Below are 25432 nucleotides of genomic sequence, written 5' to 3' on the forward strand. Positions count from 1 at the left end.
TCACAGACCGGTCGCTCTAGCCCGCGAGCGGACGTTCATCGCGTTGCTGCTTGGGCCTTCATCGCGGCCTGTTCGATCACGTCTGCTACCGCCTTTGGTTGAGTGAGGAACACGACATGGCTGCCCTTGACCTCGGTGGTGACGGCTCCAATCCGTCGCGCCGTGCTGCGCAGCAGCCTTGGATCAATTGCTCCGTCTTGCGTGGCCACCACCGCCCAGCTTGGCTTTGTCTTCCACGCCGCGAACGTCACCTTGGCCTTCAATGCCGCCATAGCGATCGGGACCTGGCTATCCCGCAGAAATGCCGCGACGTCGTTGCTTGCGTCTCCTGCAAAGCCAGCCTTGAACTTGTCCCTGTTGAGAGTCGCGAACCCATCAGCCGATTCTTCCGGGACAAAGTTCGGCGGGGGAGCGACTTCTGCATATTGGTCGAGGGTCGACTGGCCGACCTCTGGAGCGAAGGCTGCGACATAAACGAGCCCGACTACTTTCGGGTCACCGCCCGCCTGAGTGATCACGCTTCCGCCATAGCTGTGGCCAACGAGAATAGTCGGCCCGTCCTGGCGGGCGAGCACTCGCTTCGTTGCGACCACGTCATCATCGAATGAAGTGAGCGGGTTTTGCACGATGCTGACACGGAAACCGCGAGACGTCAGCTCATCATACACGCCCCTCCAACCTGATCCGTCGGCGAAGGCACCATGGACAAGCACGACATTCTTGGCCGTCTGCCCGTTGGCGACGGAGGACAGGCCAAGTGCTGCAGCGGCTAGCAGAATACTTTTGGCGTTTTTCATGATCGTTCTCCTTAGGCGAGATGTTGCGATGACAAGGTAGGCTTCGTCCGAGCGTCACCCGGTGATGAAGGCGAGAATATCCTCGTTGATGATGTCCGCGTTGATGGTGGCCATGCCATGGGACAAACCGGGATAGATCTTGATCTCGCCCTTCCTGAGCAGCTCAATGGCAAGCTTGGCGCTCTGGTCGATGGGGACAATCTGATCGTCGTCGCCGTGCAGGATCAGCGTCGGAACATCGATCGCCTTCAGATCGTCGGTGAAGTCCGTCTCGGAGAAGGCCTTGATTCCCTGATAGTGCGGGAGCGAGCCGCCCATCATCGCTTGGCGCCACCAGTTGCTGATGACTGCGGGCTTCGCTTCGACGCCGTCGCGATTGAAGCCATAGAATGGGCCGGATGCCAGACCGTGATAGAAGCTCGCCCGGTCTGCAGCTAGCGCCGCACGAAACCCGTCGAACAGCTCGATTGGAAGTCCATTCGGGTAGGCGTCGGTTCTGGCCATGATCGGTGGCACCGCCCCAATCAGCACTGCCTTCGCTACGCGGCCTGCCTCTGCCCGAGCTACGTAGCGCGCGACTTCACCGCCGCCGGTGGAGTGACCGACGTGAACAACATCCCGAAGACCGAGCGCATCGACCACAGACGCAGCATCGGCAGCATAATGGTCCATGTCGTGGCCGCCCGGCACCTGCTCCGAACGCCCGTGGCCGCGCCGGTCATGGGCGATAACGCGGTAACCTTGGTTGACGAAGAAGAGGAGCTGCGCGTCCCAGTCATCAGAGGAGAGTGGCCAGCCATGGTGAAACATGATCGGCTGATCGTCCTTAGCGCCCCAGTCCTTGTAGAAGATCTGTACGCCGTCCGTCGTCGTTACGTATCCCATCTGCTTTCTCCTTCCAGTTAGTGCGATAGCGCCAGTGTTCTCTTCTAATGCCGCCAGGGCTTTCGATGATCGGGCGTCAGGCGGTCGGGACCGTCCCGCCGTCGATCGTGAACTCGGCGCCATGGATGGCGGCGGCACGATCGGACGCGAGGAAGGCCATCAGCTCCGCAACTTCGTCGGGCCGAGCCGGCCGCCCGAGTGGGATCCCGCCAAGAGAAGCAAGGATCCTGCCGGTGGCTTCCTGCTCGTCCACTTTCGCGTCGGCGGCGATCCTCTCTACGAGCGCCTTTGCTGCCTCCGTCGCGATCCAGCCCGGCGAGACCACGTTGACGCGAATGCCCTTTGGGCCGACCTCCTTGGATAGCGCCTTGCTGTAGGCGACCAGCGCTGCCTTGGCGGCCGCATAAGCGGTCGTGGACTCGGGCAATGGCAGCTTGCGCTGGATCGACCCGGTATGAATAATCGCTCCTGCGCCTTTCGCGACCATTCGGGGTACAAGTGCCCGGTCAAGCCGGACGGCACTCAGCAGGTTGAGGTTCAGCTCCCTTGCCCAATGGCTCTCCTGAAGCGCCGCGAACCCACCGCCCGGCGAATTCGACCCGCCAAGGACGTGGACGAGGATGTCGATCCTTCCCATCCGTTCCAGTGCCTGCGCGGCGAACAGCTCGACCCCGTCGACCGTCCCGAGGTCGGCCTGAACGAAGAGGTCCGAGGGGACGAAATCCGGCCGCTCGGACCGGGCTGCCGTCATCACCGTTGCTCCGCCAGCCTGGAAGCGACGAAAAGCCGCTCCGCCGGCACCCTTCGTTCCTCCGCTGATGACGACGTTCTTGCCGATGAACTCGGAAGAATCTGCCCAATGCATGGTCTTGCTTGCGCTCATGACCATCACGCCCCGATCTCAAGGTCGGCAATGCGGTCGCCGTCGAAGCGAAAGCCGTAGCGCAGGTCTACCGGACTGCCGGGGAAGTTGCCGACCAAGTGGCCCGTCACGATCGTGCGGTTGCCCTCCGTGGCTACTGCGAACGGCTCGACCGTGTATTTGTATTTCGAGCCCGCTCCTCGCTTCCAGGCAATAATTGCCTCGCACCCCTCGTAGACCTGGCCCTCATCCTTCACCGTTGCATCGTCCGTGAAGCAGGTGGCGAGGGCGTCGAGATCGCGCGCTGCGTCGAACGCGAAGTAACGCGTGATCGGGATTGGCAGATCGATGGTCATGTCGAGGTCCTCCGGCCGTGGCGCCGCACGTGGCAGCTTGGTCGAGCCTCACTTAGACGCTTGCCTTCCCTTCGATAATCGGGACAAAGCAGGACGTGCTGTTGCGATAGGAGGGACAATGTCCCGGATGGGACTGTTTGGCCTGCAGGCCGTTCTTGCAATCGCCCGGCGCGGCTCCTTCCGATCCGCCGCACTCGAACTTAACGTGTCGACGACGGCACTGAGCAATGCCGTTGCCAAGCTGGAGCGGGAGCTCGGCGTGCGTCTCTTCAATCGCACGACGCGGAGCGTCTCGCTGACCGATGCGGGTCGAAGCTTTGTCGACCAGGTCGGGCCGGCACTTCAGGACATCGGCGATGCGATGAACATCGCGCGTTCGCATCAGGAAGTGCCGTCCGGGACCATCCGCATCAACAGCTTTCCGACCGCAGCCCGTGAGGCGGTGATGCCTCTGGTGCTGCAGTTCCTCGAACGCTATCCCCAGGTCCATGTCGACATCGTCACGGAGGGACGGCTGGTCGACATCGTCGGCGAGGGGTTCGACCTCGGAGTTCGCGCGGCCGACCTGGTGCCCCACGACATGATCGCCGTTCCGCTACAGTCGGCTCGCCGTCACGTCGTCGTCGGGACACCGGCCTATCTCCAGGCCGCGGGCGTTCCCGAGGTGCCGAGCGCACTATCCCAACACCGCTGCATCTGCATTCGTCTACCAAACGGCGCGCCTTACCCGTGGCAGTTCGAGAAGGACGGCAAGACAGTGAAGATCAACGTGGGCGGCCCACTCACGCTGGACGAGGCTTCGCTGGCCCGAATGGCGGTGCTGAGCCACGTCGGCCTCGGCTACTTCATGGAGGCCGATGTGCGTGAGGATATCGAGAAAGGTCGCTTCGTCGAGGTGCTGGGGGACTGGGCCCTGAATGTCCCGCCTCTTTGCCTCTATTATCCAAGCAGGCGAAACCCGTCGGCGGCCTTCCGTGCTCTCGTCGAACTAGCGCGAGAAATTAATTCGCAGGTTTAAACGCCATGCCGAAGGCTGCAATTGTGCAATGACCCTCTGCAGCGGACGGTCCGCTAACGGCCAAGTTCGGCCTCCCAGACGCCTTAATTGCTTCCGAAGCGCAAATTATCTTTGAGACAGGTTATTGGTTGTCCGGAACAGCCAACCGCCTGAACGAGACAGACAATCGGCTGATTCCAGAACAAACCCGGCCCAAACCACTCGCAAGGCCGATCAGCATCTCTTGGATGAACTCCCCGCGAGGCCCAGCGATTTCACCCACCGGCCCGTCGAAAACGCCCCAATTCCGGCTTTAATGCTTCCGCAACCGGCTTAATCGCTTCCGAAATCGTAGTTATCGGTTCCGTTGAGAGCAGTTCCTTAGACGTCCAGGTTCGCGACGCTGAGCGCGTTCTCCTGGATGAACTCCCGTCGTGGCTCGACGATGTCGCCCATCAGCCGCGTGAAGATCTCATCGGCGACATCGGCCTGGGCGACTTCGACCCGCAGCAATGAGCGGTTCGCCTTGTCGAGCGTCGTTTCCCAAAGCTGCTCGGCGTTCATTTCGCCGAGACCCTTGTAGCGCTGGATGCTGAGACCGCGACGACCCGCGGCGAGCACGGCATCAAGAAGTTCGGACGGCCGCGTGACCACAACCGTCTTCCCCTTGGTGTCGCTTTCGACCGCCTGCTCTTCGCCCTCTTCGCCTTCGACCGGCTCAGGCTTCGCCTCTTCGGCGGCACCCTTCTTTAGCGTCTTGAGCGTAGCGACCGTCGCGTAGGTAGCTGCCTGCTCACCGGCCAGGGTCGCCAGCTTCCGCGCCTCGGTCGAGACGAGAAAACCCTTCTCGAAGATGTAGGCATCGGTCACCCCGCGCCACAGACGCTTGAGCAGATAACCGCCCTCGCTGGACATTTCGCCGGACCATTGCGCTTCCGGGTCGCCGTTGTTGAGCCACTCGGCGACTTTGACGATCGCCTTGGCGCGGCCTGCATCATCGAGCTTTGGATTGAGCGCATCGTTGATCGCCAGCCCCTCGATCAAGGTCGAATCATACCTGCGCGGCGCATAGCGCATCAGCGTACGCATTCGGCGGGCGTGATCGACGAGAGTCCGGAGGTCCTGTCCAGACCGCGGACCGCTCTTGCTCTCGAATATGAGGCCTTCGAGACCCGCATCGACGAGATATTCATCGAGCGCTGCATCATCCTTGAGATAGACTTCGGACCGGCCGCGAGCGACTTTGTATAGCGGCGGCTGGGCGATGTAGAGGTGCCCCGCCTCGATCAGCTCCGGCATCTGCCGGTAGAACAGAGTGAGCAGAAGCGTGCGGATGTGAGCGCCGTCGACGTCGGCGTCCGTCATAATGACGATCTTGTGGTAGCGCAGCTTCTCGAGGTTGAATTCCTCGCGGCCGATGCCGGTGCCGAGCGCCTGGATGATGGTCCCGATCTCCTTCGACGACAGCATTCGGTCGAAGCGGGCACGCTCGACGTTCAGAATCTTGCCCTTGAGGGGAAGGATCGCCTGGAACTTGCTGTCGCGGCCCTGCTTTGCGGATCCGCCGGCGCTGTCGCCCTCGACCAGGAACAGCTCGGACTTGGCGGGATCGCGCTCCGAGCAGTCGTGCAGCTTGCCGGGCAATGAGGCGATGCCCATCACAGACTTGCGGCTGGCTTCGCGCGCCTTGCGGGCAGCCTCGCGCGCGGCGGCAGCGTCGATGATCTTCTGGATGATCGTCCGCGCGTGCGCAGGATTTTCCTCGAGCCATTCGGCCATCTTGTCGGCCATCAGGCTTTCGAGCGGCTGGCGGACCTCGGACGAGACGAGCTTGTCCTTGGTCTGCGAGCCGAACTTCGGGTCGGGGAGCTTCACGGAAACGATGGCGGTAAGGCCCTCGCGCATGTCTTCGCCAGTCAGACTCACCTTTTCGCGCTTAAGCACACCTGACTTGTCGGCGTAATTGTTGATCGTGCGTGTCAACGCCGCCCGGAATGCCGCAAGGTGCGTGCCGCCGTCGCGCTGCGGGATGTTGTTCGTGAAGCAGAGGACCTGCTCGTAATAGCTGTCGTTCCATTCGAGCGCGACTTCGATGCCGATGTCGTCGCGCTGGCCGGTGACCGAAATCGGGTCCGGAATCAGCGGAGTCTTGGCGCGGTCCAGATATTTCACGAAGGCTCCGATCCCGCCTTCGTAATGCATCTCGACTTCCTTCAGCTCGTCGTGCCGAGCGTCCTGGAGGACGAGGCGAACGCCCGAGTTGAGGAAGGCAAGCTCCCGGAAGCGGTGCTCCAGCCGGTCGAAGTCGAAGTCCAGGATCTTGAAGGTCTCTGGGCTTGGAAGGAACGTCACCTTCGTTCCGCGCTTGTCGGTCTTGCCGACGACCTTCAGCGGAGCCTCGGCATCGCCGTGACGGAAGCGCATGTAATGCTCTTCGCCGTCGCGCCAGATCGTCAGGTCGAGGAATTCGCTGAGCGCATTGACGACCGAAACGCCGACGCCGTGGAGACCGCCCGAAACCTTGTAGGCATTGTCGTCGGACGTGTTCTCGAACTTACCGCCGGCGTGCAGCTGGGTCATAATGACCTCGGCCGCCGACACGCCCTCCTCGGCATGGATGCCCGTCGGAATTCCGCGGCCGTTGTCCTCGACGGAGACCGATCCATCCGGATTGAGCGTGATCAGGACGCGATCGCAGTGCCCGGCCAGCGCCTCGTCGATCGCGTTGTCGCTGACCTCGAACACCATGTGGTGGAGGCCTGAGCCGTCATCGGTATCGCCGATGTACATGCCGGGACGCTTGCGCACCGCATCGAGGCCCTTGAGGACCTTGATGCTGTCGGCGCCATAGGAATTGCTGTTGGGATCGGTTGCCATGATGTCCGGGATAGGGAGAAAAACGGGAAAAGTCTCACGGAAACGCGCGTGCGCGCACGCGCGCGTGAGTCACTCCTCCCCAATATAGGAATTCTTCCGGAGATTTCGAGCTTCGCCCTTGCGCGCCAGCCGTGAAAGGTGAAGCGTGTCGCCGCTGCCCTCCCATGGCGGCGAAGCAGGGGGCAAGATGCTTAGATCCGCCGCTGTAATCGCGCTCGCATTTACCGCTCAGACCGTTTCAGCCCAGGCGCTCCGGCCCGACCAGGTCGAGTATCGGGCCCTCTACAAGGAGCTGGTCGAAACCAATACGACGCTTAGCAGTGGGAGCTGCACCTTGGCCGCAGAACGCATGGCTGCGCGTCTGAGAGAAGCCCGCCTCCCGGAAAGCCAGATCACCTTGTTTGTCGATCCCGCTCATCCGAAGGAGGGCGGTCTTGTTGCCATCTATCCGGGCACCTCGAAGACGCTGAAGCCGATCCTCGGCATCGCCCATATCGACGTGGTCGAGGCGAAGAAGGAAGACTGGGTCCGCGACCCCTTCACCCTGATTGAGGAGAACGGCTATTTCTATGCTCGCGGTTCGCTGGACGACAAGGCCATGGCGTCCGCCCTGGTCGACACACTGATCCGCTTCCAGGAATCGGGATACAAGCCGAAGCGCACGGTAAAGATCGCCCTCACTTGCGGCGAGGAAACCAACGGCGCCTTCAATGGCGCGCAGTGGCTGGCCGCGAACAAGCGCGACCTGATCGATGCCGAATTCGCGCTTAACGAAGGCGGCGGCGGGACCACCGACGGCAAGGGGAGGGTTGTCGAACAGGCAATGCAGGTCGGCGAAAAGACGTTCGCGACCTACCGCCTCGAGACTCGAAACCCGGGCGGCCACAGCTCTGTGCCGAGGCCCGACAATGCAATCTATCAGCTCGCGCAGGCCCTTGTCCGCTTGCAGGGCTACGAATTCCCGCTGGAAATGAGCGAGACGACGCGAGCCTATTTCCGCGAATCCGGAACCGGACGGAAGGACGAAGTCGGGCGTGCCATGGTCGCGCTTTCATCGAACCAGGCCGACAAGGCAGCCGAAGCGATCGTCAACAAGGACCCGTTTCTCCACTCCAATCTTCGGACGACCTGCGTCGCCACGATGTTGGACGGTGGGCACGCCAAGAACGCGCTCGCGCAGCGTGCCGGCGCCTTCGTGAACTGCCGCATCTTTCCCGGACATTCGGTCGACGAAATTCGCTCGGAGCTCGCAAAGGTCATCGGCGATGAGGGTGTAAACCTGACGGCCATCCCGCCGCTTCGCCCATCACCCCCAGCTCCGCCGCTCGATCCGAAAATCATGGAGCCTGCCGCAAGACTGGCGGCAAAATATTTCCCCGGCGTCCCCGTCGTTCCGTCGATGGCTAACGGCTACACCGACGCGACCTTCCTAGGCGCAGCCGGCATACCGACATACGGGGTGCCGGGCGCCTGGGGTGATCCCGATGGAAATGGAGCCCATGGGTTGAACGAGCGGATCGAAGTCCGCTCGCTCTACGTCGGCCGAGATTATCTCTACGACCTGATCAAGGCCTACGCGAACTAGCCCTGAGCTTGACGGCCGCCTGGGCGACCGCGCCCGCCGCGGAACGGACGCTTCGGGCGGCCGCCTTCGGGACGGTGTGCGGCATGGCCATCGGCGCGGTGCGGATGACGCTGCTGCTGCGGTCGATCGGTCCGTTGCTGGCCTGCGCGGGGATGTTCCGGCCGCTGCTGACCCGAACGCTGCTGGCCTGACCGTTCACCGGAACGCTCGTTGCGCTGCTCGCGGCGCTGGCCGTCGAAGCGGCGGTCCGCCTTGATGCCGTGCGAGTGGAAACGCCGCGGCTGTTCCTCGGCCTGCTTGGGAGCGGGCTTGAGCCGCTTCAGTTCGGCAGCCGCCTGGACGAAGTTCTCCGGAAGCGGAGCAACTTCGATCTTCTGACGCGTCAGCCGCTCGATGTCGCGCAACAGTCCGCGCTCCTCCGATGAACAAAAGGCAATGGCCTTGCCCTCGGCGCCCGCGCGAGCGGTCCGGCCGATACGGTGGACATATTGCTCCGGGACCTCGGGAAGGTCGTAATTGACGACATGGCTGACACCCGGGATGTCGATCCCGCGCGCGGCAATGTCGGTCGCAATCAGGACCGGCGTCTGACCTGAACGGAACTCGGCTAGCGCCCGCTCACGCTGGCCCTGGCTCTTGTTGCCGTGAATGGCGCTGGCCGCGACCCCTGCGGCATTGAGCATCCGGACGATCTTGTCGGCTCCATGCTTGGTTCGGCTGAAGACCAGGGCGCGCTCGACCTTTTCGGTCTGCAAGAGAATGGTCAGGAGAGCGGTCTTTTCCGGCTGGTTGACCATGACAACCTTCTGATCGACGCGATCGGCGGTCTTGGCGACGGGAGTCACCGCAACCTCGGCCGGGTTCGTCAGATACTTGTCGGCAAGCTCCTTGATTGCCCTCGGCATGGTGGCCGAGAAGAACAAGGTCTGGCGCTTTGCCGGGACCAAGGCGACGATGCGCTTCAGCGCATGGATGAAGCCGAGGTCGAGCATCTGATCGGCCTCGTCGAGGACGAGGATTTCGAGATCGCGAAGGCTGAGCGCGCGCTGGTCGATGAGGTCGAGCAGGCGGCCCGGCGTAGCAACGAGGACGTCGAGACCGCGCGCGACCGTGCGCACGCTCTTCGAATTGGGAACGCCGCCGAAGATGACGCCGACAGACAGCCGCATGAAGCGGCCATAGGTCTCAGCGCTCACCGCGATCTGCGAAGCGAGTTCGCGGGTCGGCGCAAGCACCAGCATCCGGATCTGGCCCGGCTTAGGAATGTTGCGATTGGCTGCCAGGCGGTCGAGCGACGGCAGCATGAACGCCGCCGTCTTGCCGGTACCAGTCTGTGCAATGCCGAGGAGATCGCGGCCGGTCAGGACCGTCGGGATCGCCTGATGCTGGATTGGCGTCGCCTGCGAATAATTCTTCGCCGCAAGCGCGTCGAGAAGGGGCTTGGACAGGCCAAGATTATGAAATGACAATGGTAATTCCAATATGAAACGGCCGCGCAAAGCGCGGTCCGAGGGGGTCAAAAAAGCGCCCCGCGTGAATTGGAGAGCAAAATCGATCGAAGCGCGGGCCGGGTCCTCAAACTTGTCGAGACCGTTCACGCCGCTTGAAAAGCGCTTCGTGCTGCAGTGCAATATAGAGGTAAAACACGAAAAGTCTAGATACGGTGGACAGCGCCCCCTTCGACATGGAGACGGCTAGCCTCTCCAACGCCGTCGAACAGCGCCGCTTCGGTCGCCGTCATCCACACCTGGCCGCGCCCTTCGAGGCGGGTGAAGAGCGCCGAGCGGCGCTTCGGATCGAGGTGGGCGGCGACCTCATCGAGCAGCAGAATGGGCGGTTCGCCACGGCGCTCGGCGACCACCTCGGCATGTGCCAGCACGAGCCCGAGGAGCAGCGCCTTCTGTTCGCCGGTTGAGGAGCGGGAAGCCTCCATCTGTTTTGCCCGGTGACTGACGAGCAAATCCTGCCGATGCGGCCCAATTATCGAGCGGCCGGCGGCAGTATCCCGGCTTCGGCTGTCGCGAAGCTGCGCCGCAAGATCGGCCTGATCCCAGCCGTCCAACTGGATTGCCGCGCGGGCGAATTGGTCGTCCGGCGCACCTTCCAGCCGATGTTCGAGTTCGGCGACCGTTCGCGAGCGCGCTCCGGCAATCGCCGTGCCATGCTCCGCCATCTGTTGTTCGAGCGCCCCGAGCCAGGACGGGTCGGGCAATCCATCGTCAGCCAGCAGCTTGTTGCGCGCGCGCATCGCCGCCTCGTATCGCGAAGAATGGTGCGCATGGCTCGGTTCGAGAGCGAGAACGAGCCGGTCGAGAAACCGACGGCGGTCGCCAGCCGAGCCAAGGAAGAGCCGGTCCATCGCCGGCGTCAGCCAAAGCACTGACAGCCATTCGCTGAGTGAGTTGACGGACGCCGGCGCGGAATTGATCCGCACCTGCCGGCGCTCGGGCGCTGACGTCTGGGTCCCTGTTCCGATCTCGACGTCGCCGAGCCGCGCGGCTACCGCGAACCCTCCGCCTCCGCCGATCCGGGCCATTTCGGATAGCGCGGCTCCACGCAGTCCGCGGCCGGGACTTAGCAATGACACGGCCTCGAGGAGGTTGGTTTTCCCGGCGCCGTTCTCGCCCGACAGCAGGACGAACCCCGGACCGGGCTCGATGAGCGCAGACGGATAGGAACGGAAATCGGTGAGGGCGAGGCGGCTTACGGGCACTTGAGCCGGTTTAGCCTCTATTGCTCGCGGCGGTCGAGAACCTCGAAATGGGCAGCGCGAGCGTCGAAGCGGGAAAGCAACGCCTGCGCCGCAGCCGGTACGTGGCTGACGCTGTAATCCTCGCCAGTGAACGCCTTGATCGCCTCGATGCTGTCGAACCACATGCAGGTCATGAACTCGACCTCGCTGCCAAGGTCGCGCTTCATCAGGTCGATGTGGCGGAAGCCGGGGATTTTTAGCGCCTCGATCGCAGGGATGACCTCGCTGCGAACAGTGCGCTCATAGGCTGCTGCATTTTCGGGTGTCGTCCACCCGCGCCAAAGACGGCAGACCGTCACACCCGCATCGGCATGAGGACGTAGAGCGCCGGGCTCTTGTCGTTCTCACGCAGAAGAGTGGGAGCCGCGGCATCGGCCAGGTGGACCTCGACCGTGTCGCCATCGATCTCGCCGAGGATGTCGAGCAGGTATCGGGCGTTGAATCCAATCTCGATTCCTTCGGAGCCGTAATCGGCCGCGATTTCCTCGGTCGCCGTGCCGCTCTCGGGCGAAGTAACAGACAGGGTCACCTTGTCGCGATCGACGTTCATCTTAACCGCGCGGGTCTTCTCGCTGGCGATGGTCGACACACGGTCGACGCCCTGCGCGAAGCTCTTCGGATCAAGCTTAAGAAGCTTGTCGTTTCCGGTTGGAATGACCCGGTTGTAGTCCGGGAACGTGCCGTCGATCAGCTTGCTGGTCAGGACAGCGCTGCCGAGGCCGAAGCGGATCTTGGTCGGCGACATCGAGACTTCGACGGTACCCTCGAGTTCCTCAAGCAGCTTGCGAAGCTCGGCAACGCACTTCCGCGGGACGATCACGTCCGGCATTCCGTCCGCTCCATCGGGCTTCGGCACGGTCACGCGGGCGAGCCTGTGCCCGTCAGTTGCCGCAGCCTTCAGCTGGTCGTCTGCCAAATGGAGGAAGATTCCCATCAGATAGTAGCGGGTCTCCTCGGTCGAGATCGCAAAGCGCGTCTTGTCGATGATCTGGCGAAGCGTCGCCGCCGGCAGCTCGAACTTGGTCGGCAGGTCGCCTTCGGCGATTACCGGGAAGTCGTCGCGCGGCAGTGTCGAAAGGTTGAATCGCGCGCGGCCTGCGGAGAGCTGCATCTTGCCCTCGGCGGCGTTGATCTCGACCTGGCTCCCTTCCGGAAGCTTGCGGACGATGTCGAACAAGGTGTGCGCGGAGACGGTCGTCGCGCCGGCCGTCGATACATTCGCCTGGATGCTTTCATCGACTTGCAAATCGAGGTCGGTCGCCATCAGGCGGATCGATCCGTCATCGCGTGCTTCGATCAGCACGTTCGACAGGATCGGAATCGTATTGCGGCGCTCCACGACCGACTGGACGTGGCTCAGGCTCTTGAGGAGTGTCGCCCGTTCAATCGTCGCTTTCATGCGTCGTCCTGCCCCCAAACATGCCGATTTCGCTTCGTTTATAGCGAGCGTTCGGCTGCTTGGAAGCAGGAAAGGCTAATGCGGACCGCTTACTTCTTCGGGGCGGCCTGTGCCGACGGCGTAAGGATCGTGTCGATGTACTGAACCACTCCGTTCGAGCGCTTCTGGTCGCCGTCGACAATGGTGGCTTTCCCACCCGAAGAATCCGTCAGGACCACCTTGCCACCATCCTTGGTCGCGGTGAGGGTTTCACCGTTCATCGTCTGGATGAGTGCCTTGCCCTTGCCGTTGTCCACGGCTTTGGCGAGGTCATCGACAAGTACGGTGCCCGGCAGGATGTGCAGCGTAAGGACGCGGGTCAGTTCGGCGCGGTTTTCGGGATTGCCTGAATCCTTGAGTGCGCCTTCGACCTTGCCGAACGCCTCATCGCGAGGAACGAGCACGGTGTACGGCCCCGGACCCGCGAGGGTGGAATCCAGTCCCGCAGCATGAGCCGCCTGGTAGAAGCGTCCATTCTTGTCGAGCGCCGCGGCGATCGTCTGATCGCCCGCGGCCTTCGCGGCCTGCGCTGGCTGGTCGGGCGCAGCGCCATTGGTGGTGTCAGTCTTGTTGCAGCCGGCGACTGCAAGCGCGAGCGCGGCCGTTGTCACGGCAAACAGTCTGAAGGTCATTGCCTCCTCCATATTCATTCTGAGAACGAAATGGCCCGGCAACGCACGCCGGGCCATCTGCGATCCATATCTTCCAAAATCAGACGAGGGCCTGGACCATCGCCGTGATCAGCTGGGTCGTGGGATCGACCTGGTAAATGTAGCCGTCGCTGTAGCGATACCATGCGTCCGGACTATCGTAATATCGGTCGCGATAGGCGAACGGGACGTTGTACGCCGAATAAGACGCCGGCAGCGGCTGACCCACCGACAGTCCACCGGTCAGCAGGGACGAAATCGCCGTGATCAGCTGCGTGTCGCGATCGACCTGATAGATCGCACCTGGAGCGTAACGGTACGCGTACTCTGGCGTGTCGCGGTAATAGTCCCGATACTGGTACGGCACGTTGTAGTAGCTGTACCCTGCCGGGAGCATTTGCCCGAGGCCATAGCCGCGATCGAGAAGGGGGATGACGTCCTCGATCATGCCCGAGCCCGCATCCAGCCGGTACACATAGCCGTTGTCGTAACGATAATATTCGTACGGCGTGTCCGGATAGAACGACTGGTAATAGTCGGGCACGTAGTAGTTGGGCTGGTTGTAATACGGGAACTGCTGGCCGACGCCGTAACCGCCACCGATCAGCGGCAGCAGTGCCGAGATAAGATTGTCGCCCCGGTCGACGCGATACACGTACCCGTCGCCCCAACGATAATAATAGTCATCGTTGTCGTGATAGATGTCGCGAAGGCCGAGCGGCAGGTAGTTCGACGCGTAGAACGAAGGCAGCGCATGGCCGATGTAGTGCTGCTTCGCGAGGCCCGGAGGCACGCAGGCCGGCGACTTCTTGGCTAGGCCCGGAGGGCAGCCGACATAGGCTGCTGGGATGCCGCGATAGGCATAGTGCCGGTCCCAATCGCCGTCGCTCCAGTCGCGCCATTCCGAATGGCGACGGAAATCGTCGCGATAACGAGCGGCGTCAATGTTGTTCACGCGCGCCAGCTCGCGCCGGTCGCCGCGGACCTGACCGCGGTCGAACGCCATGCGCTGGTCGTGGCCGATCCGATCGCGGTTTTCGACGCGAGCGGCGTTGCGGCCGCGATTGTCAATGCGCGCGAAGTCGCGGTTGCCATGATTCTGGCGCTCGACCCGCTGTGCGCGGCGTTCGTTGCGGTTCGACTGGAAGTTGGCGAATCGGCGTTCACCGCCACTGCGACGTTCCATGCGCTGCGCCTGGCGTTCACCGCCACCACGCTGCATCTGGAAAGCACGCTGCCCGCCGCCGCCGCCATGGCGCTCGGCGCGCTGCATCTGCATCTGGCGGCCACCACCGCCTCCGCCACGCTGTACCTGCTGGCCTCCGCCGCCCCCACGCTGGGCCTGGGCGTTGCCACCATGTCCTCCGCCGCCCTTGTCGGGCTTGGCGGCTGCCGGAACGGCCATCGCAAATGCCGCGACACCGGCTGCAAGGATGAGCTTCCTCATCACTAATCTCCTATTGGTTCCCAGCTAGAACGGCCCTGTCACGGGCCCGTTCCACTCCTCGGGACTGAATGGGAACGTCCTACGGCACCAGGCTGAACCGCAGATTTCTGCCGTTTGCAGGCTAGGTTAGGACTTGATGTCCTGCTTGAGGCGCACTGCGGCGAACAGGTAGAAGAGAGCGGCGAGCAAGTAGAAGCCCAGCCCGTAGAGGATCGAGAACTTGAGCGAGTCCGCTCCGTGAGCGGCCTTCAGCGTATCGGACATCCAGCCGAGGAAATAGATTCCGAATGCGATTCCGATCAGATTGTTGATGAAGAGGAAACTGGCCGAGGCCGTGGCGCGCATCGATGGCAGGACGATGTGCTGGACCGCCGTGATTACCGGCCCGAGCCAAGCGAGTGCGAGCATCTGGCCGATCGTGAAAAGCAGCCATGCAATCCACAGGTTCGGAGCGAAGAGCCCGAGCGCGAAAGTCGGCGCTGTGATCACAAAGCATACGGCTGGAATGAGGGCATAGCCGCCCGGGCGCCTGGGACCGATCCGGTCGCCGACCGAGCCTCCCAGCCAGGTACCGAGCGCTCCGCCGACGAGAACGATTGATCCATAGAACCAGCCCACATCCTCGACCGCGAGGCCGAAGCTGCGGTTGAAGAAACTCGGGAGCCAGAAGATCAGGCCGTAGCCCAGGATCGACCCGGATGCGGCCCCGAATGAAAGCAGCCAAAAGCTCGGAATGGAGAACACTGCTTTCGCGACCGCGCCAAATGGCAATTCGGATTGGACGGGAGCGGCATCGAAGCGCCCGCGCTCCGGCTCGGGAACCAGCAGCTTGATGAGCAGAGCCGCGGGAAGGCCGGCGAGGCCGATGATGATGAGCGCGCTGCGCCAAGTCAGATGAGCTGCCAGCCATCCCCCGGAGAAGACGCCCAGCGCCGAACCGATCGGGATTCCGAGCGAATAGAAAGCCAACGCCCTCGATCTCTTCTCGCGTGGGAAATAGTCGGAGATGAGCGAATAGGACGGCGCGATCCCGCCGGCCTCGCCGACGGCAACTCCCATGCGGGCAACGACGAGCTGCGTGTAATTCTGCACGACGCCACAAGCGGCCGTGAACAAGCTCCAGAGCGCAACCGCCGCGGCGATGATGCTGACGCGGCCCTTGCGGTCGGCCGCCCAGGCGATCGGGATTGCGATGGCCGCGTAGAAGACGCCAAAGGCGACGCCGAGCGTGCTGAGCGCCGTATCGGAAAGTCCGAACTCCTCGCGGATCGGCACGGCAAGGACGCCGATGATGTTCCGGTCGATGAAATTAAAAATGTAGGCGAACAGCAGAAGCAGGAGCACGCGGGTCCGGAGGGCGCGCTCGCCGGTCGAAGGATCAGTCATTGCGGTCGCCGCTGGCATGGCGGCGGCGGAGCGGCAAGCCCCGCCGCCGTCACTAGCATCAATAGCGGGCCGTGAACTTCAGCGAGACCGTCCGCGGTGCGCCGTAATAAACGGTGCGGATGCTACCGACGCTAGAGAACTCCTGGCCATCGGTCTTGTACGCCTTGTCACCCAGATTGTAGCCGTACAGTCCAAGCGCGAACTTCTTGCTCGCATTTTCCCAGACGATCCGGGCGTCGTGGATCCAGTATCCGTCCTGAAAAAGGCCTTCGATCTTCGTGGCCGAATTCACGAGCGTGTTGTCGACCGCCAGCGCTGCGCGCGAGCGGTAGCGCGTCTGGCCGCCAACGGTGATCCCGCCCGTGCCGCCAAGGTCGAACGTGTATTGACCGCCCAGGCGGAGCGTCCATTTCGGCGCGAAGGCCGGCGTCTGGAACGCACGGCTGCCACCGAAATTGGTGAAGCGGACGTCGTCGAAGTCCTTGTACTTGGCATCGAGGTAACCGAGCTGTCCATCGATCAGCAGGTTGCGGACAGGGGTCCACGAGGCTTCGAGCTCTGCACCCTGGATCCGCATCTTGCCGGCATTGAGGACCGACAGCTTCGGCGACGGCAGGCCGGTGACCGGATCGTCGTCGAGCCCCGAGACGCGGGCCTGGAAGTCCCTGTAGTCGTTGTAGAAGACCGAGCCGTTCAGCCGCAGCTGCTTGGCAAGCGTCGTCTTGAAGCCGGCTTCGTAAGACCAGACCGTCTCGGGATCGTACTTGGTCGATTCCGCGACGGTGTTCGCACGGCCGTTGAACCCGCCCGATTTGAAGCCCTTTGCAACGCGCGCATAGAGCATGGTCGAAGGCGTCGCCTGCCAGTCGAGGCTGACCATCGGCGAAGTGTCGTTCCATTTGCCCTTCGGAGGAACGAATATGTAGGTCGCGTTGAATGCGGGAAGGAGCGAGAAGAACGAGCTCGTGGTCCGGAAATAATCCTTCGTTTCCTTAGTGTAGCGGATACCTGCCGACAGACGCACCGTTGGAACCACCTCGTAGCTGGCGTTCGCATAAGCGGCGTAGCTCTTGGTCGTCAGGTCGTCGTCTATGGTGCGTAGGAAGCCGCTGTTTAGGAACAGCGGGCCGAGCAGGTCGTCGGCATAGGCTTCCTGGTGCGAGCCGACATTCTCCTTGAGGTAATAGACGCCCGCAACGCCCGTCAGCCGGTCGCTGGTGTAGGCCAGCTGCATTTCCTGGCTGAACTGGTCCTGGTCCACGCCGACGAACACATCGCCGACTTCGTAGCGGGTTGCATCGATGTCGATGAAGTCGTCTGTCTTGAGCTTCCGCACCGCCGTGATGGACTTCCACGTCAAATGGTCCGTCAGGTCGGCGGTGATCGTGCCCGCGAAGCCGTAGTGCTTCAGCTTTGTCGAGTTCGGGAAGCCGGGCGTGGTCTCGCCCTTCCACTTGTACTTGCCGGAGCCGACCGGGTCGGTGACGACCAGCGTTCCTCCCGAAAAGGTCGTGAGATTGTTGACCGGACGTCCAACGTTCAGCGCGGCGTCGTCCTGACTGTAGTCGGCCGTCAGATCGACGCGGACAGTGTCCGCCGGGGTAAAGGCCACGGCGCCGCGAATGCCGGCCGAATCCCGGTTGTTGTATTCCCGATCATCGTTGCGATCATCGACGAACCCATCACGCGTCGAACGCATCACCGAAACGCCGATCGCCAGCTGGTTGCTGATTGGCCCCGAAAGGTTCGCACGGACATCGATCTGATCGAACGATCCGAGCGTCAGGCTTCCTTCGGCGCGCACATCCTGGCCGGGCTTGCGCGACACGAACTTGATGGCGCCGCCTATCGTGTTCTTGCCGTAGAGCGTCCCCTGCGGTCCGCGCAGGACCTCGATCCGCTCGACGTCGAGGAGATCGAGCTGGTTGCCGCGGATGCGCGAGAGATAGACGTCGTCGACATAGACGCCGACGGCAGGGTCGAACGTTTGCAACGCGTCCGGCTGGCCGATGCCGCGGATGAAGATGTTGGTTGCGTTGGACGAGCCGCGGCCCTGCACGATGTTGAGGTTCGGTACCGCGCCCTGCAGGCCGGTTGTGTCCTGCGCCTGGATGCGGTCGAGAGCCCGCTCGTTGAAGGCGGAGATGGAAGATGGAACGCGTTGCAGCCGTTCGTCGGTACGACGGGCTGTGACGACGATATCGCCCGTTGCGGTATCCTGGCCCTCATTGTCGGTCGCTGCGGTCGCGTCCGGAGCGGGAGGCTGCTGCTGCGCTTCGGCATTGGCCTGCTCGGCAGTTTGAGCCCAGGTCGGCGTGGAAATGGCAAGTCCGGCGACGCCAGCAAGCAGCAGGCGTCCAAAGCGGTCGGCGCGAATCATCTCAGTCCCCTCTCCCCGAGGCGGTAGTTGCGCCTCGTTCAACCTTGGGTCATACTGAAACCTGAACCAGCTTTCAACTTCCTTGATGGCTGGTCGATTTGGGGGACAAGGATTGGCCGGAATTCGTGACGCCGAAGGCAGCGCGGACGCTCGCAATCCCGAGGCATCCAGCCCGGCCAGCGAAGGCAAGGCTCCGCGCACGGCTCGCGGCCAGCGCACGCTGCGCAAGATCCTCGACGCAGCGCTGGAAGAGTTCGGAGAGAAGGGCTTTTCCGAAGGCTCGATTGTCGGGATCACCAGCCGCGCCCGCGTCGCGCTTGGCACCTTTTACACCTACTTCGACAGCAAGGAGGCGGTGTTCCAGGAAGTCGTGCGCGACATGTCAGCGCAGGTCCGCGACCACGTCGCTCCGGTCCTCGCCGGGTCGGCCGACACACTGGAGGGAGAAGGCCGCGCGCTTATTTCCTTCCTCGAATTCGTCCGCACGCATCGGGAGGTCTACAGGATCATCGACGAGGCGGAGTTCGTCGATCCAGAAGGCTTCAGGAAGCACTATGTGACGACTGCCGACCGCATCGCGGCGCGGCTTCAGGCCGGCAAGGATAAAGGGGAGGTCGTCGCGATGGAGTCCAAGCTTGCGACGGAGGTCGAAGCCTGGGCGTTAATGGGAATGAACGTGTTCCTGGGGCTGCGCTTCGGAGTCTGGGGCAAGGAGTCACCGGCCGAAGTCACTCGCATCGCCAACCACCTGCTGCAGAGCGGGCTGAGGCCCTAGGTTAGGTCTCCAGCCATCCGCGCGAAGGCGTGGATGTCATCCTCGTCATGGTAGAGCGCGAGCCCGATGCGCAGAACGTCCCCGCGCACGTCCGTGACGCAATTCCGCGCCATCAACTCGCCGGACCAGCGTTGGGCCTGCGGCGTCCGGAACGCGAGAAAGCGGGCATCGCCGGGCCGGTTCAATCGCTCGGCGTCCCCGAACCGGCTCCCCTCGATCGCGTCGAGCAGATGTTCTTGGAGCCGGCTGACATGCGCGTGGATTCGCGCAGTCGTCAGTCCGTTTTCCCAAAGCATGCGGCGAACTGCGTTGAACCGGTAGAGTGCCGAGGGGTCGAATGTCGCGCCCATGAAGCGCATCGCGTCCTTGCGATAGCCGACTGCTCCGGGGGGCAGTGTCAGATCTTCGAACTCGGCGAACCAGCCGGTTAGCGGCGGACGTTCGCCATAACCGGAAGGGGCATGAAGGAAGGCGCAGCCCTCCCCCGACATCGCATATTTGTAGCCTCCGCCGACGTAGAACGCCGACCTCGAAGCGACGTCGTCGAATGGGGACTCGATGGCCATGAACGCGTGATAACCGTCGACCACGACCCACGGGCCGGGGGAGCTCGCGAGTTCCGCCAACTGGTCCACGCGATCGAAGCGGCGGCCGCTTCCGAACAGCACCTGGCTCACGAAGATCAGGTCATGTTTTCCCGACTGCGCAGCTTCCAGGAAGCGATCGGAGAAAGTCTCGAAGGGCTCGACCGCGATGCGTTCGACCGTCACCTCGCCGCACTCCTCCCAGCGCGCGAATTGCCGACGCGCGCTATGGAATTCACCGTCGCTGGTCAGGATCCTAACCTGCCGATTCTGCCGAGGGACAGCGGCGACGAGCCGAATCAGGAAATCGTGCGTGTTTGGCGCGAACACGATCGCGTCGGGTGCACCGGTTCCGAGCTCGTTCGCGACATGGCCCTGCGCTTCCGGCCACACCTCGTCCATGATCCGGTCCCACTTGCGGTCGGCAAGGCGCGCTGCGTCCTCCCAACACTCCACCTGCCCTTCGAAGCTGGCGTCGGGCCACAAATGATGGCTGTGCGCGGCCATGTGCAGCCGAGCCGGGTCGGCCCCGAGGCTTCGCGCGAAGAGCGGCTTGAAGCTCAGAGTGCGGTCCTGATCGACCAGAGCTCGGGAAATGCCCGTTTTTCCAGCGTCGAGCGAAGATATGGCGCACCGGCCGATCCGCCTGTCCCCGGCTTGTTGCCGATGATCCGTTCGACCGTCAGCACATGCTTGAACCGCCACATCGACAAGGCGTCGTCAATGTCGACGAGCTTCTCGGCAAGCTGGTACAGCTCGAACCACCGATCGGCATTACGATAGATTTCGAGCCAGGCTGCAGAGATTGCCTCTTCGGAGCGGTCGCCAAGGTCGAAGCCAGCGCGTTCGAGCGCGTCGTGGCTGGCGTCACGCAGGCTTTGGCCTTCCAGCGCTGCCTTCAGCCGGGCCGCGAGCTCGGGGATATCCTTGTGATATTCGAGGAACGCGGGATTCTTGATTCCGAGCTTGAACTCGAGCTCCCGGAACTGAGCCGACTGGAAGCCGGACGATGTGCCCAGCACGTGCCGGAATTTCATGTAATCGACCGGAGTCAGCGTCGAGAGCACATCCCACGATAAGGTCATCACCGATTGGATTCGGCCGATCCGGGACATCGCCTTGTAGGCAGGCGCGTATTGATCTTGATCCACCAGCCCGATTGCCAGATCGAGTTCGTGCAGCATCTGCTTGAGCCACAACTCCTTGGTCTGGTGAATGACGATGAAAAGCATTTCATCGTGCAGATCCGACAAGGGCTTCTGGGCATTGAGCAGCTGGTCGAGCGCAAGGTAATCGGCATAGGTCATGCCGGCGGGCGTAGCGGTCATGCGCCCCGACTAGGCGAAAGCGCGGGGCTTAGGAAGATTGGCGCCTAAGGAGATTATTGGCCCTGGCGTCCCGGCAGACCCGGCTGTCGGATCGTCCCGATGTTGTTGAACAACTCTTGGAAGAAGCCGTGCGAGCGGCCGAGCGTCGGGGTCTTGTCGTTGCTCGGGTTGATCGCCGCGATCAGGCTTTCGTCGGTCTGCTCGACCGACGCGACGTTGCCGGTCGGGTCGAAACGGACATGGATGACCGTCTGGTCCGTCACCCGCGGGTTGCGGAAAGCGAAGGCCCGGGTGTCGCGCGCAACATAATACCAGTCGTTCTGGTCGAAGGTGCCGGTGAAGCTCGGCTCACCGAGGGTCTTCTCGACCGACTGCTTGTTGTCGACGCCGACCTGCACCGCGCTGGTCAGCTGCTCGTCGATCACATATCCACGGTGCTCGCGGACGCTGAGACCGCAACCGGCCAGCATCACCGCTCCAACGCAGGCGGCTACGCCGTTGAAAACCGCAGACTTCATGATTGAACCTTCTCCCGAATCCCGCCGGCGCTTGCAGAGCCGCGAGGCCGCCTCAATATGCGGGCCGCGCCCCAAGGCGCAAGCCGCAACCAGAGGAGTCCTATGCTTAGCGCCCTGTTCGCACGATTAACGGGCAATCCCAGGCGCGGGCAGGGCCTGTTCGATCTTGCCGTCGCAGAGGCGCGCCGGACCGGCTGGTTCGTGGAGGGCGAAGTCCCGGATACGGTCAACGGGCGGTTTGCAGTGCTCGCGACGATCATTGCTCTGTTTACCGTCAAGCTGGAGCGCGAGGGCGAAGCGGGCCAGGAAGCGAGTGTCGCCCTCACCGAGCGGTTGGTCGAGTCGCTCGATGCCGAAATCCGAGAGATGGGTCTCGGCGATCCGACGCTTGGAAAGCAGGTTCGGCGCCTCGTCGGCGCTGTGGGAGGCCGCGTGGACCGCTGGCGGGTGCTGGTCGAAAGCCACGACTCATGGACCGAGGAAGTGCGGCAGAGCCTCTATCTGAACGAGGCGACGCAAATCGACGCTCTGGCGTATAGCGAATCGGCCTTGCGAAAGCTGTGGCAGCGAGTGAGCGATTCTAGCCTTGAAGAGCTTGCCGACGGGAGGATGCGGTGACGGACACCTTCGCGCACCGGCTTCCGCTCAACCAGATTCGCGACGGCGAGCGTATCGATATCAGCGCCGACGAGGGCGAGCGGCGTCAGATCGCGGACCGGCTGGGCCTGCGCTCGCTCGACCGGCTCGAGGCTCATGCCACGCTCGACCGCAAGGGCGAGATCATCCGCGCGCGAGGGCGGCTGAGGGCGAGCCTGTGTCAGAGCTGCGCGGTCACCGGCGAGCCGATCGACGCCCATGCCGATGAGGCGTTCGACATCTATTTCCTGCCCGAGCCGACGAGCGGTGGCGGCTCCGACGAAGAAGTCGAGCTTGTCGAAGCGGACTGCGACGTTGTTTTCCATGATGGATCGGCCATCGACCTGGGTGGCGCGATTGCGGACACGCTGGCGCTAGGCCTCGATCCCTATCCGCGCAGCGCGGGGGCGGAAGCTGCGCTGAAGGAAGCCGGGGTGCTTAGCGAAGCCGAAGCCGGCCCGTTCGCCGCCCTCGCCAAGCTAAAGCGGAGCGATTCCTAGAACGGAACGTCGTCGTCGAGATCGGTATCGAACGCCGCGGGCTGCGGGCGCTTCTGACCCTGTGAGCTGCCGCCTCCGCTGAAATCGTCGCTGTAGCCGCCACCGCCAAAGTCGCGGCCGCCGCCTCCGCCGCCTTCGCGGCTGTCCAGCAGCACGAGCTCGCCACGAAACTTCTGCAACACGATCTCGGTCGTGTATTTGTCGTTGCCGGATTGATCCTGCCACTTGCGCGTCTGCAGCTGACCTTCGAGATAAACCTTCGATCCTTTGCGTAAATAGCTTTTCGCGACGCGGCCGAGGTTCTCGTTGAAGATGACGACATTGTGCCACTCGGTCCGCTCCTGGCGGTTGCCGTCGCGGTCCTTCCACTGCTCCGACGTGGCGATTCGCATGTTCACGACTTCACCGCCGTTGTTCAGTGAACGGGCCTCCGGATCCGCGCCGAGATTGCCGACCAGGATCACCTTGTTCACGCCCGCCATGTCACTCTCCTTGTGCTTGGCGGACAGCTATAATCCCAGCGCGACCGCCGTCCAGTAGGTTGCGCCGGCTGCGATATAAGCGAGGGCGAAAAGATAGCCGACCATGAACGCAGGCCACTTCCAGCCATTCGTTTCTCGGCGGGTGACCGCGATGGTGGAGATGCACTGTGGTGCGAACACGAACCACGCCAGGAAAGCGAGGGCCGTCGCAAGCGACCAGCGTCCGCGAAGCCGGTCCTCGAGAGCGACATTGGCCGATTGGTCGTCGCCCGCATCAATCGAATAGACGGTGCCGATCGCGCTAACGGCGACCTCGCGCGCGGCCATGGCCGGGAGGAGCGCCAGCGAGATGTCGCGATTGAACCCGATCGGCTTCACCAAAACTTCGATGCCGCTGGAAATCTTTCCGGCGATCGACGCCTCGATTTGGCTTTCGCCCGGCTTTGCCTGCGGGAAGCTTGCCAGCGCCCAGAGCAGGACGGTCGTTCCAAGAATTATCGTGCCGGCGCGCTTCAGGAAGATCAGGGCACGCTGATAAAGGCCGATCACGACGTCCTTGAGCTGCGGCATCTGGTACTTGGGCAGCTCCATCATGAATGCGCCGCCGCCGCCCTTGGTGACGGTTCTGCGAAGCGTCAGCGCTGCCAGCAAGGCGCCACCGACGCCGGTCACGTAGAGCCCGAACATCACAAGCCCCTGGAGTCCAACACCCAATCCCACGGTCCGGTCAGGAATGAACGCCGCGATGATCAGGGTGTAAACCGGCAGCCGGGCCGAGCATGTCATCAACGGCGCAACGAGGATTGTCGTCAGCCGGTCCTTGGGATTGTCGATCGTCCGGGTCGCCATGATTCCCGGAACCGCGCAGGCGAAGCTCGACAGCAATGGAATGAAAGCGCGTCCCGACAGTCCGGCGCCATGCATCAACTTGTCCATCAGGAAGGCGGCCCGGACCATGTAGCCGCTCGCTTCGAGCAGCAGGATGAAGAAGAAAAGGATTAGGATCTGCGGCAGGAAGACGACCACTGCGCCGACTCCGCCGATCACGCCATCAACAATCAGTGACCGCAGCAATCCATGGGGAAGGACATCCGCCGCGCCCTGAGCAATCAGCGCTATTCCGCTCTCGATCCAGCTGACCGGAACCTCGCTCCACGCGAAGACGGCCTGGAACATGACGAACAGCACCGCGGCCAGGATCGCCGGCCCCGCGATCGGATGGAGCAGGACACCGTCCAGCCGGTGAGTCCAGCGGCGAACTGGGCTTTCGCTGACAACGGCGGCCTTGGCGATGTCACGGGCGCGGCGTTGCAATGGAATGAGATCGGACGGCGCATGCTCGTGAACGCCGCACCGCGGAGCCGAAATCATGTCGTCGAGCGCGGCCTGCAGCTCCTGGATTCCGCGCTTCCGGACAGCCACCGTCTCGATCACCGGAACGCCAAGTTCGGCTTCGAGGCGCTTCGGGTCCAGCTGGAGGCCGTCGCGCTTGGCGAGATCGACCATGTTGAGCGCGACGATCGTCGGCAAGCCCAGCTCGATCAACTGCAGCGCAAAGCGCAGGTGATTGTCGAGGTTCGATGCGTCGACGACGATAACCAGCGCGTCAGGCGCACGCTCGCCCTTCTGCTTTCCCAGCAGAACGTCCCGTGTGACCGCTTCGTCGGGGCTGGCCGGATCGAGGCTGTATGCTCCGGGCAAATCGACAAGTTCGACCGGACGTCCATCCGCAAGCGTCAGCCGGCCGGAGTGGCGCTCGACGGTCACGCCCGGATAGTTTCCGACCTTCTGGCGAGCCCCGGTCAGCGCGTTGAAGAGGGCGCTCTTGCCGGCGTTAGGGCTGCCGGCGACCGCCACGAGCGGGAGCGGGGTCATAATCCTATGCGGGAATGTTCACGCGCACTGCGCGAGCGTGGCTACGGCGGATCGCGACGGTCATCCGCCCTACGCGGATCGCAAGCGGATCGCGGCCGAACGGGCCAAGATGGAGCGGTTCGACGACGACGCCTTCGTCAAAGCCGAAGTGTTTCAGGCGGCAGGCTTCGCTCTCCTCGAGCGCGTCCCAGTCGATAGATGCGATGGACGCGCGCGCGCCAATCTTCAGCTGGTCGAGCGAGATCGACTCCGGTTTGAAGTGCGCGGTCATCTTGCAACTGATTATCAATAACGGAGGCAGAGCGCCATAGGGCGGATTACG

Annotated in this window: 25 protein-coding genes; 6 read left to right on the forward strand and 19 right to left on the reverse strand. The window is 63.0% G+C overall.

The window, feature by feature from the left end; genetic code table 11:
• Nucleotides 1-35 precede the first annotated feature (35 nt).
• The 4 genes from ACMC5O_RS12520 to ACMC5O_RS12535 all read right to left on the reverse strand — a co-directional run bounded on the left by ACMC5O_RS12520 (nucleotide 36) and on the right by ACMC5O_RS12535 (nucleotide 2900).
• Complete coding sequence (locus ACMC5O_RS12520; RefSeq protein ID WP_426692954.1) at nucleotides 36-797, reverse strand: alpha/beta fold hydrolase; 762 nt, start codon at nucleotides 795-797, stop codon at nucleotides 36-38.
• Between the two features lie 54 nt (nucleotides 798-851).
• Complete coding sequence (locus ACMC5O_RS12525; protein ID WP_187708504.1) at nucleotides 852-1682, reverse strand: alpha/beta fold hydrolase; 831 nt, start codon at nucleotides 1680-1682, stop codon at nucleotides 852-854.
• A gap of 76 nt (nucleotides 1683-1758) precedes the next feature.
• Entirely contained in the window at nucleotides 1759-2565 is an 807-nt protein-coding gene (locus ACMC5O_RS12530) for an SDR family oxidoreductase (RefSeq protein ID WP_222949844.1), read from the reverse strand.
• A 5-nt stretch (nucleotides 2566-2570) separates the two neighbouring features.
• Nucleotides 2571-2900, reverse strand: a complete 330-nt coding sequence (locus ACMC5O_RS12535) for a nuclear transport factor 2 family protein (protein WP_187708503.1) — start codon at nucleotides 2898-2900, stop codon at nucleotides 2571-2573.
• 118 nt (nucleotides 2901-3018) lie between these two features.
• Here ACMC5O_RS12535 and ACMC5O_RS12540 point away from each other — a divergent pair, with 118 nt between their 5' ends.
• Nucleotides 3019-3918 (forward strand): LysR family transcriptional regulator, encoded by a 900-nt coding sequence (locus ACMC5O_RS12540; RefSeq protein ID WP_187708502.1) that lies wholly within the window; start codon nucleotides 3019-3021, stop codon nucleotides 3916-3918.
• Between the two features lie 360 nt (nucleotides 3919-4278).
• On the opposite strand, the gene gyrB is transcribed toward ACMC5O_RS12540, so the two are convergent.
• Nucleotides 4279-6774, reverse strand: a complete 2496-nt coding sequence (gyrB, locus tag ACMC5O_RS12545; protein WP_426692955.1) for a DNA topoisomerase (ATP-hydrolyzing) subunit B — start codon at nucleotides 6772-6774, stop codon at nucleotides 4279-4281.
• 187 nt (nucleotides 6775-6961) lie between these two features.
• Here gyrB and ACMC5O_RS12550 point away from each other — a divergent pair, with 187 nt between their 5' ends.
• The gene (locus tag ACMC5O_RS12550) at nucleotides 6962-8359 is read left to right on the forward strand and encodes a M20/M25/M40 family metallo-hydrolase (RefSeq protein WP_187708501.1); all 1398 of its coding nucleotides are present in this window, start codon (nucleotides 6962-6964) and stop codon (nucleotides 8357-8359) included.
• Here ACMC5O_RS12550 and ACMC5O_RS12555 read toward each other — a convergent pair.
• From ACMC5O_RS12555 to ACMC5O_RS12580, 6 genes are all read right to left on the reverse strand, one after another.
• Nucleotides 8356-9828 (reverse strand): DEAD/DEAH box helicase, encoded by a 1473-nt coding sequence (locus ACMC5O_RS12555; protein ID WP_426692956.1) that lies wholly within the window; start codon nucleotides 9826-9828, stop codon nucleotides 8356-8358. The two genes, ACMC5O_RS12550 and ACMC5O_RS12555, sit on opposite strands and share 4 nt — an antisense overlap.
• Nucleotides 9829-10013: 185 nt before the next feature.
• A complete protein-coding gene (recF, locus tag ACMC5O_RS12560) occupies nucleotides 10014-11072 on the reverse strand; it encodes a DNA replication/repair protein RecF (protein ID WP_187708499.1) in 1059 nt (352 codons plus the stop codon).
• Between the two features lie 17 nt (nucleotides 11073-11089).
• On the reverse strand, nucleotides 11090-11410 hold the full coding sequence (locus ACMC5O_RS12565; RefSeq protein WP_187708498.1) for an antibiotic biosynthesis monooxygenase: 321 nt from the start codon (nucleotides 11408-11410) through the stop codon (nucleotides 11090-11092).
• Nucleotides 11407-12510: a DNA polymerase III subunit beta gene (gene dnaN, locus ACMC5O_RS12570; protein ID WP_187708497.1), complete on the reverse strand. Its 1104-nt coding sequence runs from the start codon at nucleotides 12508-12510 to the stop codon at nucleotides 11407-11409. The genes ACMC5O_RS12565 and dnaN overlap by 4 nt, the downstream gene beginning before the upstream one ends.
• A gap of 89 nt (nucleotides 12511-12599) precedes the next feature.
• Nucleotides 12600-13181 carry a fasciclin domain-containing protein gene (locus ACMC5O_RS12575; RefSeq protein WP_187708496.1) on the reverse strand — a complete coding sequence of 194 codons (582 nt, stop codon included), beginning with the start codon at nucleotides 13179-13181 and terminating at the stop codon, nucleotides 12600-12602.
• Nucleotides 13182-13260: 79 nt separating this feature from the next.
• Nucleotides 13261-14154 (reverse strand): hypothetical protein, encoded by an 894-nt coding sequence (locus ACMC5O_RS12580; protein ID WP_187708495.1) that lies wholly within the window; start codon nucleotides 14152-14154, stop codon nucleotides 13261-13263.
• On the opposite strand from ACMC5O_RS12580, the gene ACMC5O_RS12585 reads away from it, so the two are divergent.
• Nucleotides 14107-14652 carry a hypothetical protein gene (locus ACMC5O_RS12585; RefSeq protein WP_187708494.1) on the forward strand — a complete coding sequence of 182 codons (546 nt, stop codon included), beginning with the start codon at nucleotides 14107-14109 and terminating at the stop codon, nucleotides 14650-14652. The two genes, ACMC5O_RS12580 and ACMC5O_RS12585, sit on opposite strands and share 48 nt — an antisense overlap.
• A gap of 120 nt (nucleotides 14653-14772) precedes the next feature.
• On the opposite strand, the gene ACMC5O_RS12590 is transcribed toward ACMC5O_RS12585, so the two are convergent.
• Entirely contained in the window at nucleotides 14773-16032 is a 1260-nt protein-coding gene (locus ACMC5O_RS12590; protein ID WP_426692957.1) for a spinster family MFS transporter, read from the reverse strand.
• A 58-nt stretch (nucleotides 16033-16090) separates the two neighbouring features.
• The gene (locus tag ACMC5O_RS12595; protein ID WP_187708493.1) at nucleotides 16091-18412 is read right to left on the reverse strand and encodes a TonB-dependent receptor; all 2322 of its coding nucleotides are present in this window, start codon (nucleotides 18410-18412) and stop codon (nucleotides 16091-16093) included.
• 112 nt (nucleotides 18413-18524) lie between these two features.
• Here ACMC5O_RS12595 and ACMC5O_RS12600 point away from each other — a divergent pair, with 112 nt between their 5' ends.
• Nucleotides 18525-19187 carry a TetR/AcrR family transcriptional regulator gene (locus ACMC5O_RS12600; RefSeq protein WP_425506884.1) on the forward strand — a complete coding sequence of 221 codons (663 nt, stop codon included), beginning with the start codon at nucleotides 18525-18527 and terminating at the stop codon, nucleotides 19185-19187.
• On the opposite strand, the gene ACMC5O_RS12605 is transcribed toward ACMC5O_RS12600, so the two are convergent.
• From ACMC5O_RS12605 to ACMC5O_RS12615, 3 genes are read right to left on the reverse strand one after another with little or no spacing between them, the layout of a single operon-like run.
• Nucleotides 19184-20278, reverse strand: coding sequence for an aminotransferase class V-fold PLP-dependent enzyme (locus tag ACMC5O_RS12605; RefSeq protein WP_187708491.1), 1095 nt, complete (start codon nucleotides 20276-20278; stop codon nucleotides 19184-19186). The two genes, ACMC5O_RS12600 and ACMC5O_RS12605, sit on opposite strands and share 4 nt — an antisense overlap.
• A gap of 53 nt (nucleotides 20279-20331) precedes the next feature.
• A complete protein-coding gene (locus ACMC5O_RS12610) occupies nucleotides 20332-21099 on the reverse strand; it encodes a tryptophan 2,3-dioxygenase (RefSeq protein WP_187708490.1) in 768 nt (255 codons plus the stop codon).
• Nucleotides 21100-21152: 53 nt separating this feature from the next.
• A complete protein-coding gene (locus ACMC5O_RS12615; RefSeq protein WP_187708489.1) occupies nucleotides 21153-21617 on the reverse strand; it encodes an outer membrane protein assembly factor BamE in 465 nt (154 codons plus the stop codon).
• Between the two features lie 102 nt (nucleotides 21618-21719).
• Here ACMC5O_RS12615 and ACMC5O_RS12620 point away from each other — a divergent pair, with 102 nt between their 5' ends.
• Complete coding sequence (locus ACMC5O_RS12620; RefSeq protein ID WP_187708488.1) at nucleotides 21720-22235, forward strand: ubiquinol-cytochrome C chaperone family protein; 516 nt, start codon at nucleotides 21720-21722, stop codon at nucleotides 22233-22235.
• Nucleotides 22232-22753, forward strand: a complete 522-nt coding sequence (locus ACMC5O_RS12625) for a YceD family protein (RefSeq protein ID WP_426692958.1) — start codon at nucleotides 22232-22234, stop codon at nucleotides 22751-22753. Before ACMC5O_RS12620 ends, ACMC5O_RS12625 begins: the two co-directional genes overlap by 4 nt.
• Here the strand turns inward: ACMC5O_RS12625 and ssb are convergent.
• From ssb to ACMC5O_RS12640, 3 genes are read right to left on the reverse strand one after another with little or no spacing between them, the layout of a single operon-like run.
• Nucleotides 22750-23235 (reverse strand): single-stranded DNA-binding protein, encoded by a 486-nt coding sequence (gene ssb / locus ACMC5O_RS12630; protein WP_187708487.1) that lies wholly within the window; start codon nucleotides 23233-23235, stop codon nucleotides 22750-22752. The two genes, ACMC5O_RS12625 and ssb, sit on opposite strands and share 4 nt — an antisense overlap.
• Nucleotides 23236-23262: 27 nt before the next feature.
• Nucleotides 23263-25110, reverse strand: coding sequence for a ferrous iron transporter B (feoB, locus tag ACMC5O_RS12635; RefSeq protein WP_187708486.1), 1848 nt, complete (start codon nucleotides 25108-25110; stop codon nucleotides 23263-23265).
• Nucleotides 25111-25114: 4 nt separating this feature from the next.
• Nucleotides 25115-25381: a FeoA family protein gene (locus tag ACMC5O_RS12640; RefSeq protein ID WP_246444210.1), complete on the reverse strand. Its 267-nt coding sequence runs from the start codon at nucleotides 25379-25381 to the stop codon at nucleotides 25115-25117.
• Between the last annotated feature and the right edge of the window lie 51 nt (nucleotides 25382-25432).

The organism is Sphingomonas sediminicola (genome assembly GCF_049991885.1).
Lineage (GTDB): Bacteria > Pseudomonadota > Alphaproteobacteria > Sphingomonadales > Sphingomonadaceae > Sphingomicrobium > Sphingomicrobium sediminicola.

Coding starts and splice junctions, on each gene's coding strand:
- ACMC5O_RS12520 (WP_426692954.1), bottom strand. CDS start 797: ATGAAAAACGCCAAAAGTATTCTGCTAGCCGCTGCAGCACTTGGCCTG.
- ACMC5O_RS12525 (WP_187708504.1), bottom strand. CDS start 1,682: ATGGGATACGTAACGACGACGGACGGCGTACAGATCTTCTACAAGGAC.
- ACMC5O_RS12530 (WP_222949844.1), bottom strand. CDS start 2,565: ATGAGCGCAAGCAAGACCATGCATTGGGCAGATTCTTCCGAGTTCATC.
- ACMC5O_RS12535 (WP_187708503.1), bottom strand. CDS start 2,900: ATGACCATCGATCTGCCAATCCCGATCACGCGTTACTTCGCGTTCGAC.
- ACMC5O_RS12540 (WP_187708502.1), top strand. CDS start 3,019: ATGTCCCGGATGGGACTGTTTGGCCTGCAGGCCGTTCTTGCAATCGCC.
- gyrB (WP_426692955.1), bottom strand. CDS start 6,774: ATGGCAACCGATCCCAACAGCAATTCCTATGGCGCCGACAGCATCAAG.
- ACMC5O_RS12550 (WP_187708501.1), top strand. CDS start 6,962: ATGCTTAGATCCGCCGCTGTAATCGCGCTCGCATTTACCGCTCAGACC.
- dnaN (WP_187708497.1), bottom strand. CDS start 12,510: ATGAAAGCGACGATTGAACGGGCGACACTCCTCAAGAGCCTGAGCCAC.
- ACMC5O_RS12575 (WP_187708496.1), bottom strand. CDS start 13,181: ATGACCTTCAGACTGTTTGCCGTGACAACGGCCGCGCTCGCGCTTGCA.
- ACMC5O_RS12585 (WP_187708494.1), top strand. CDS start 14,107: ATGGCGACGGAAATCGTCGCGATAACGAGCGGCGTCAATGTTGTTCAC.
- ACMC5O_RS12590 (WP_426692957.1), bottom strand. CDS start 16,032: ATGACTGATCCTTCGACCGGCGAGCGCGCCCTCCGGACCCGCGTGCTC.
- ACMC5O_RS12595 (WP_187708493.1), bottom strand. CDS start 18,412: ATGATTCGCGCCGACCGCTTTGGACGCCTGCTGCTTGCTGGCGTCGCC.
- ACMC5O_RS12605 (WP_187708491.1), bottom strand. CDS start 20,278: ATGGCCGCGCACAGCCATCATTTGTGGCCCGACGCCAGCTTCGAAGGG.
- ACMC5O_RS12610 (WP_187708490.1), bottom strand. CDS start 21,099: ATGACCGCTACGCCCGCCGGCATGACCTATGCCGATTACCTTGCGCTC.
- ACMC5O_RS12615 (WP_187708489.1), bottom strand. CDS start 21,617: ATGAAGTCTGCGGTTTTCAACGGCGTAGCCGCCTGCGTTGGAGCGGTG.
- ACMC5O_RS12620 (WP_187708488.1), top strand. CDS start 21,720: ATGCTTAGCGCCCTGTTCGCACGATTAACGGGCAATCCCAGGCGCGGG.
- ssb (WP_187708487.1), bottom strand. CDS start 23,235: ATGGCGGGCGTGAACAAGGTGATCCTGGTCGGCAATCTCGGCGCGGAT.
- feoB (WP_187708486.1), bottom strand. CDS start 25,110: ATGACCCCGCTCCCGCTCGTGGCGGTCGCCGGCAGCCCTAACGCCGGC.
- ACMC5O_RS12640 (WP_246444210.1), bottom strand. CDS start 25,381: ATGACCGCGCACTTCAAACCGGAGTCGATCTCGCTCGACCAGCTGAAG.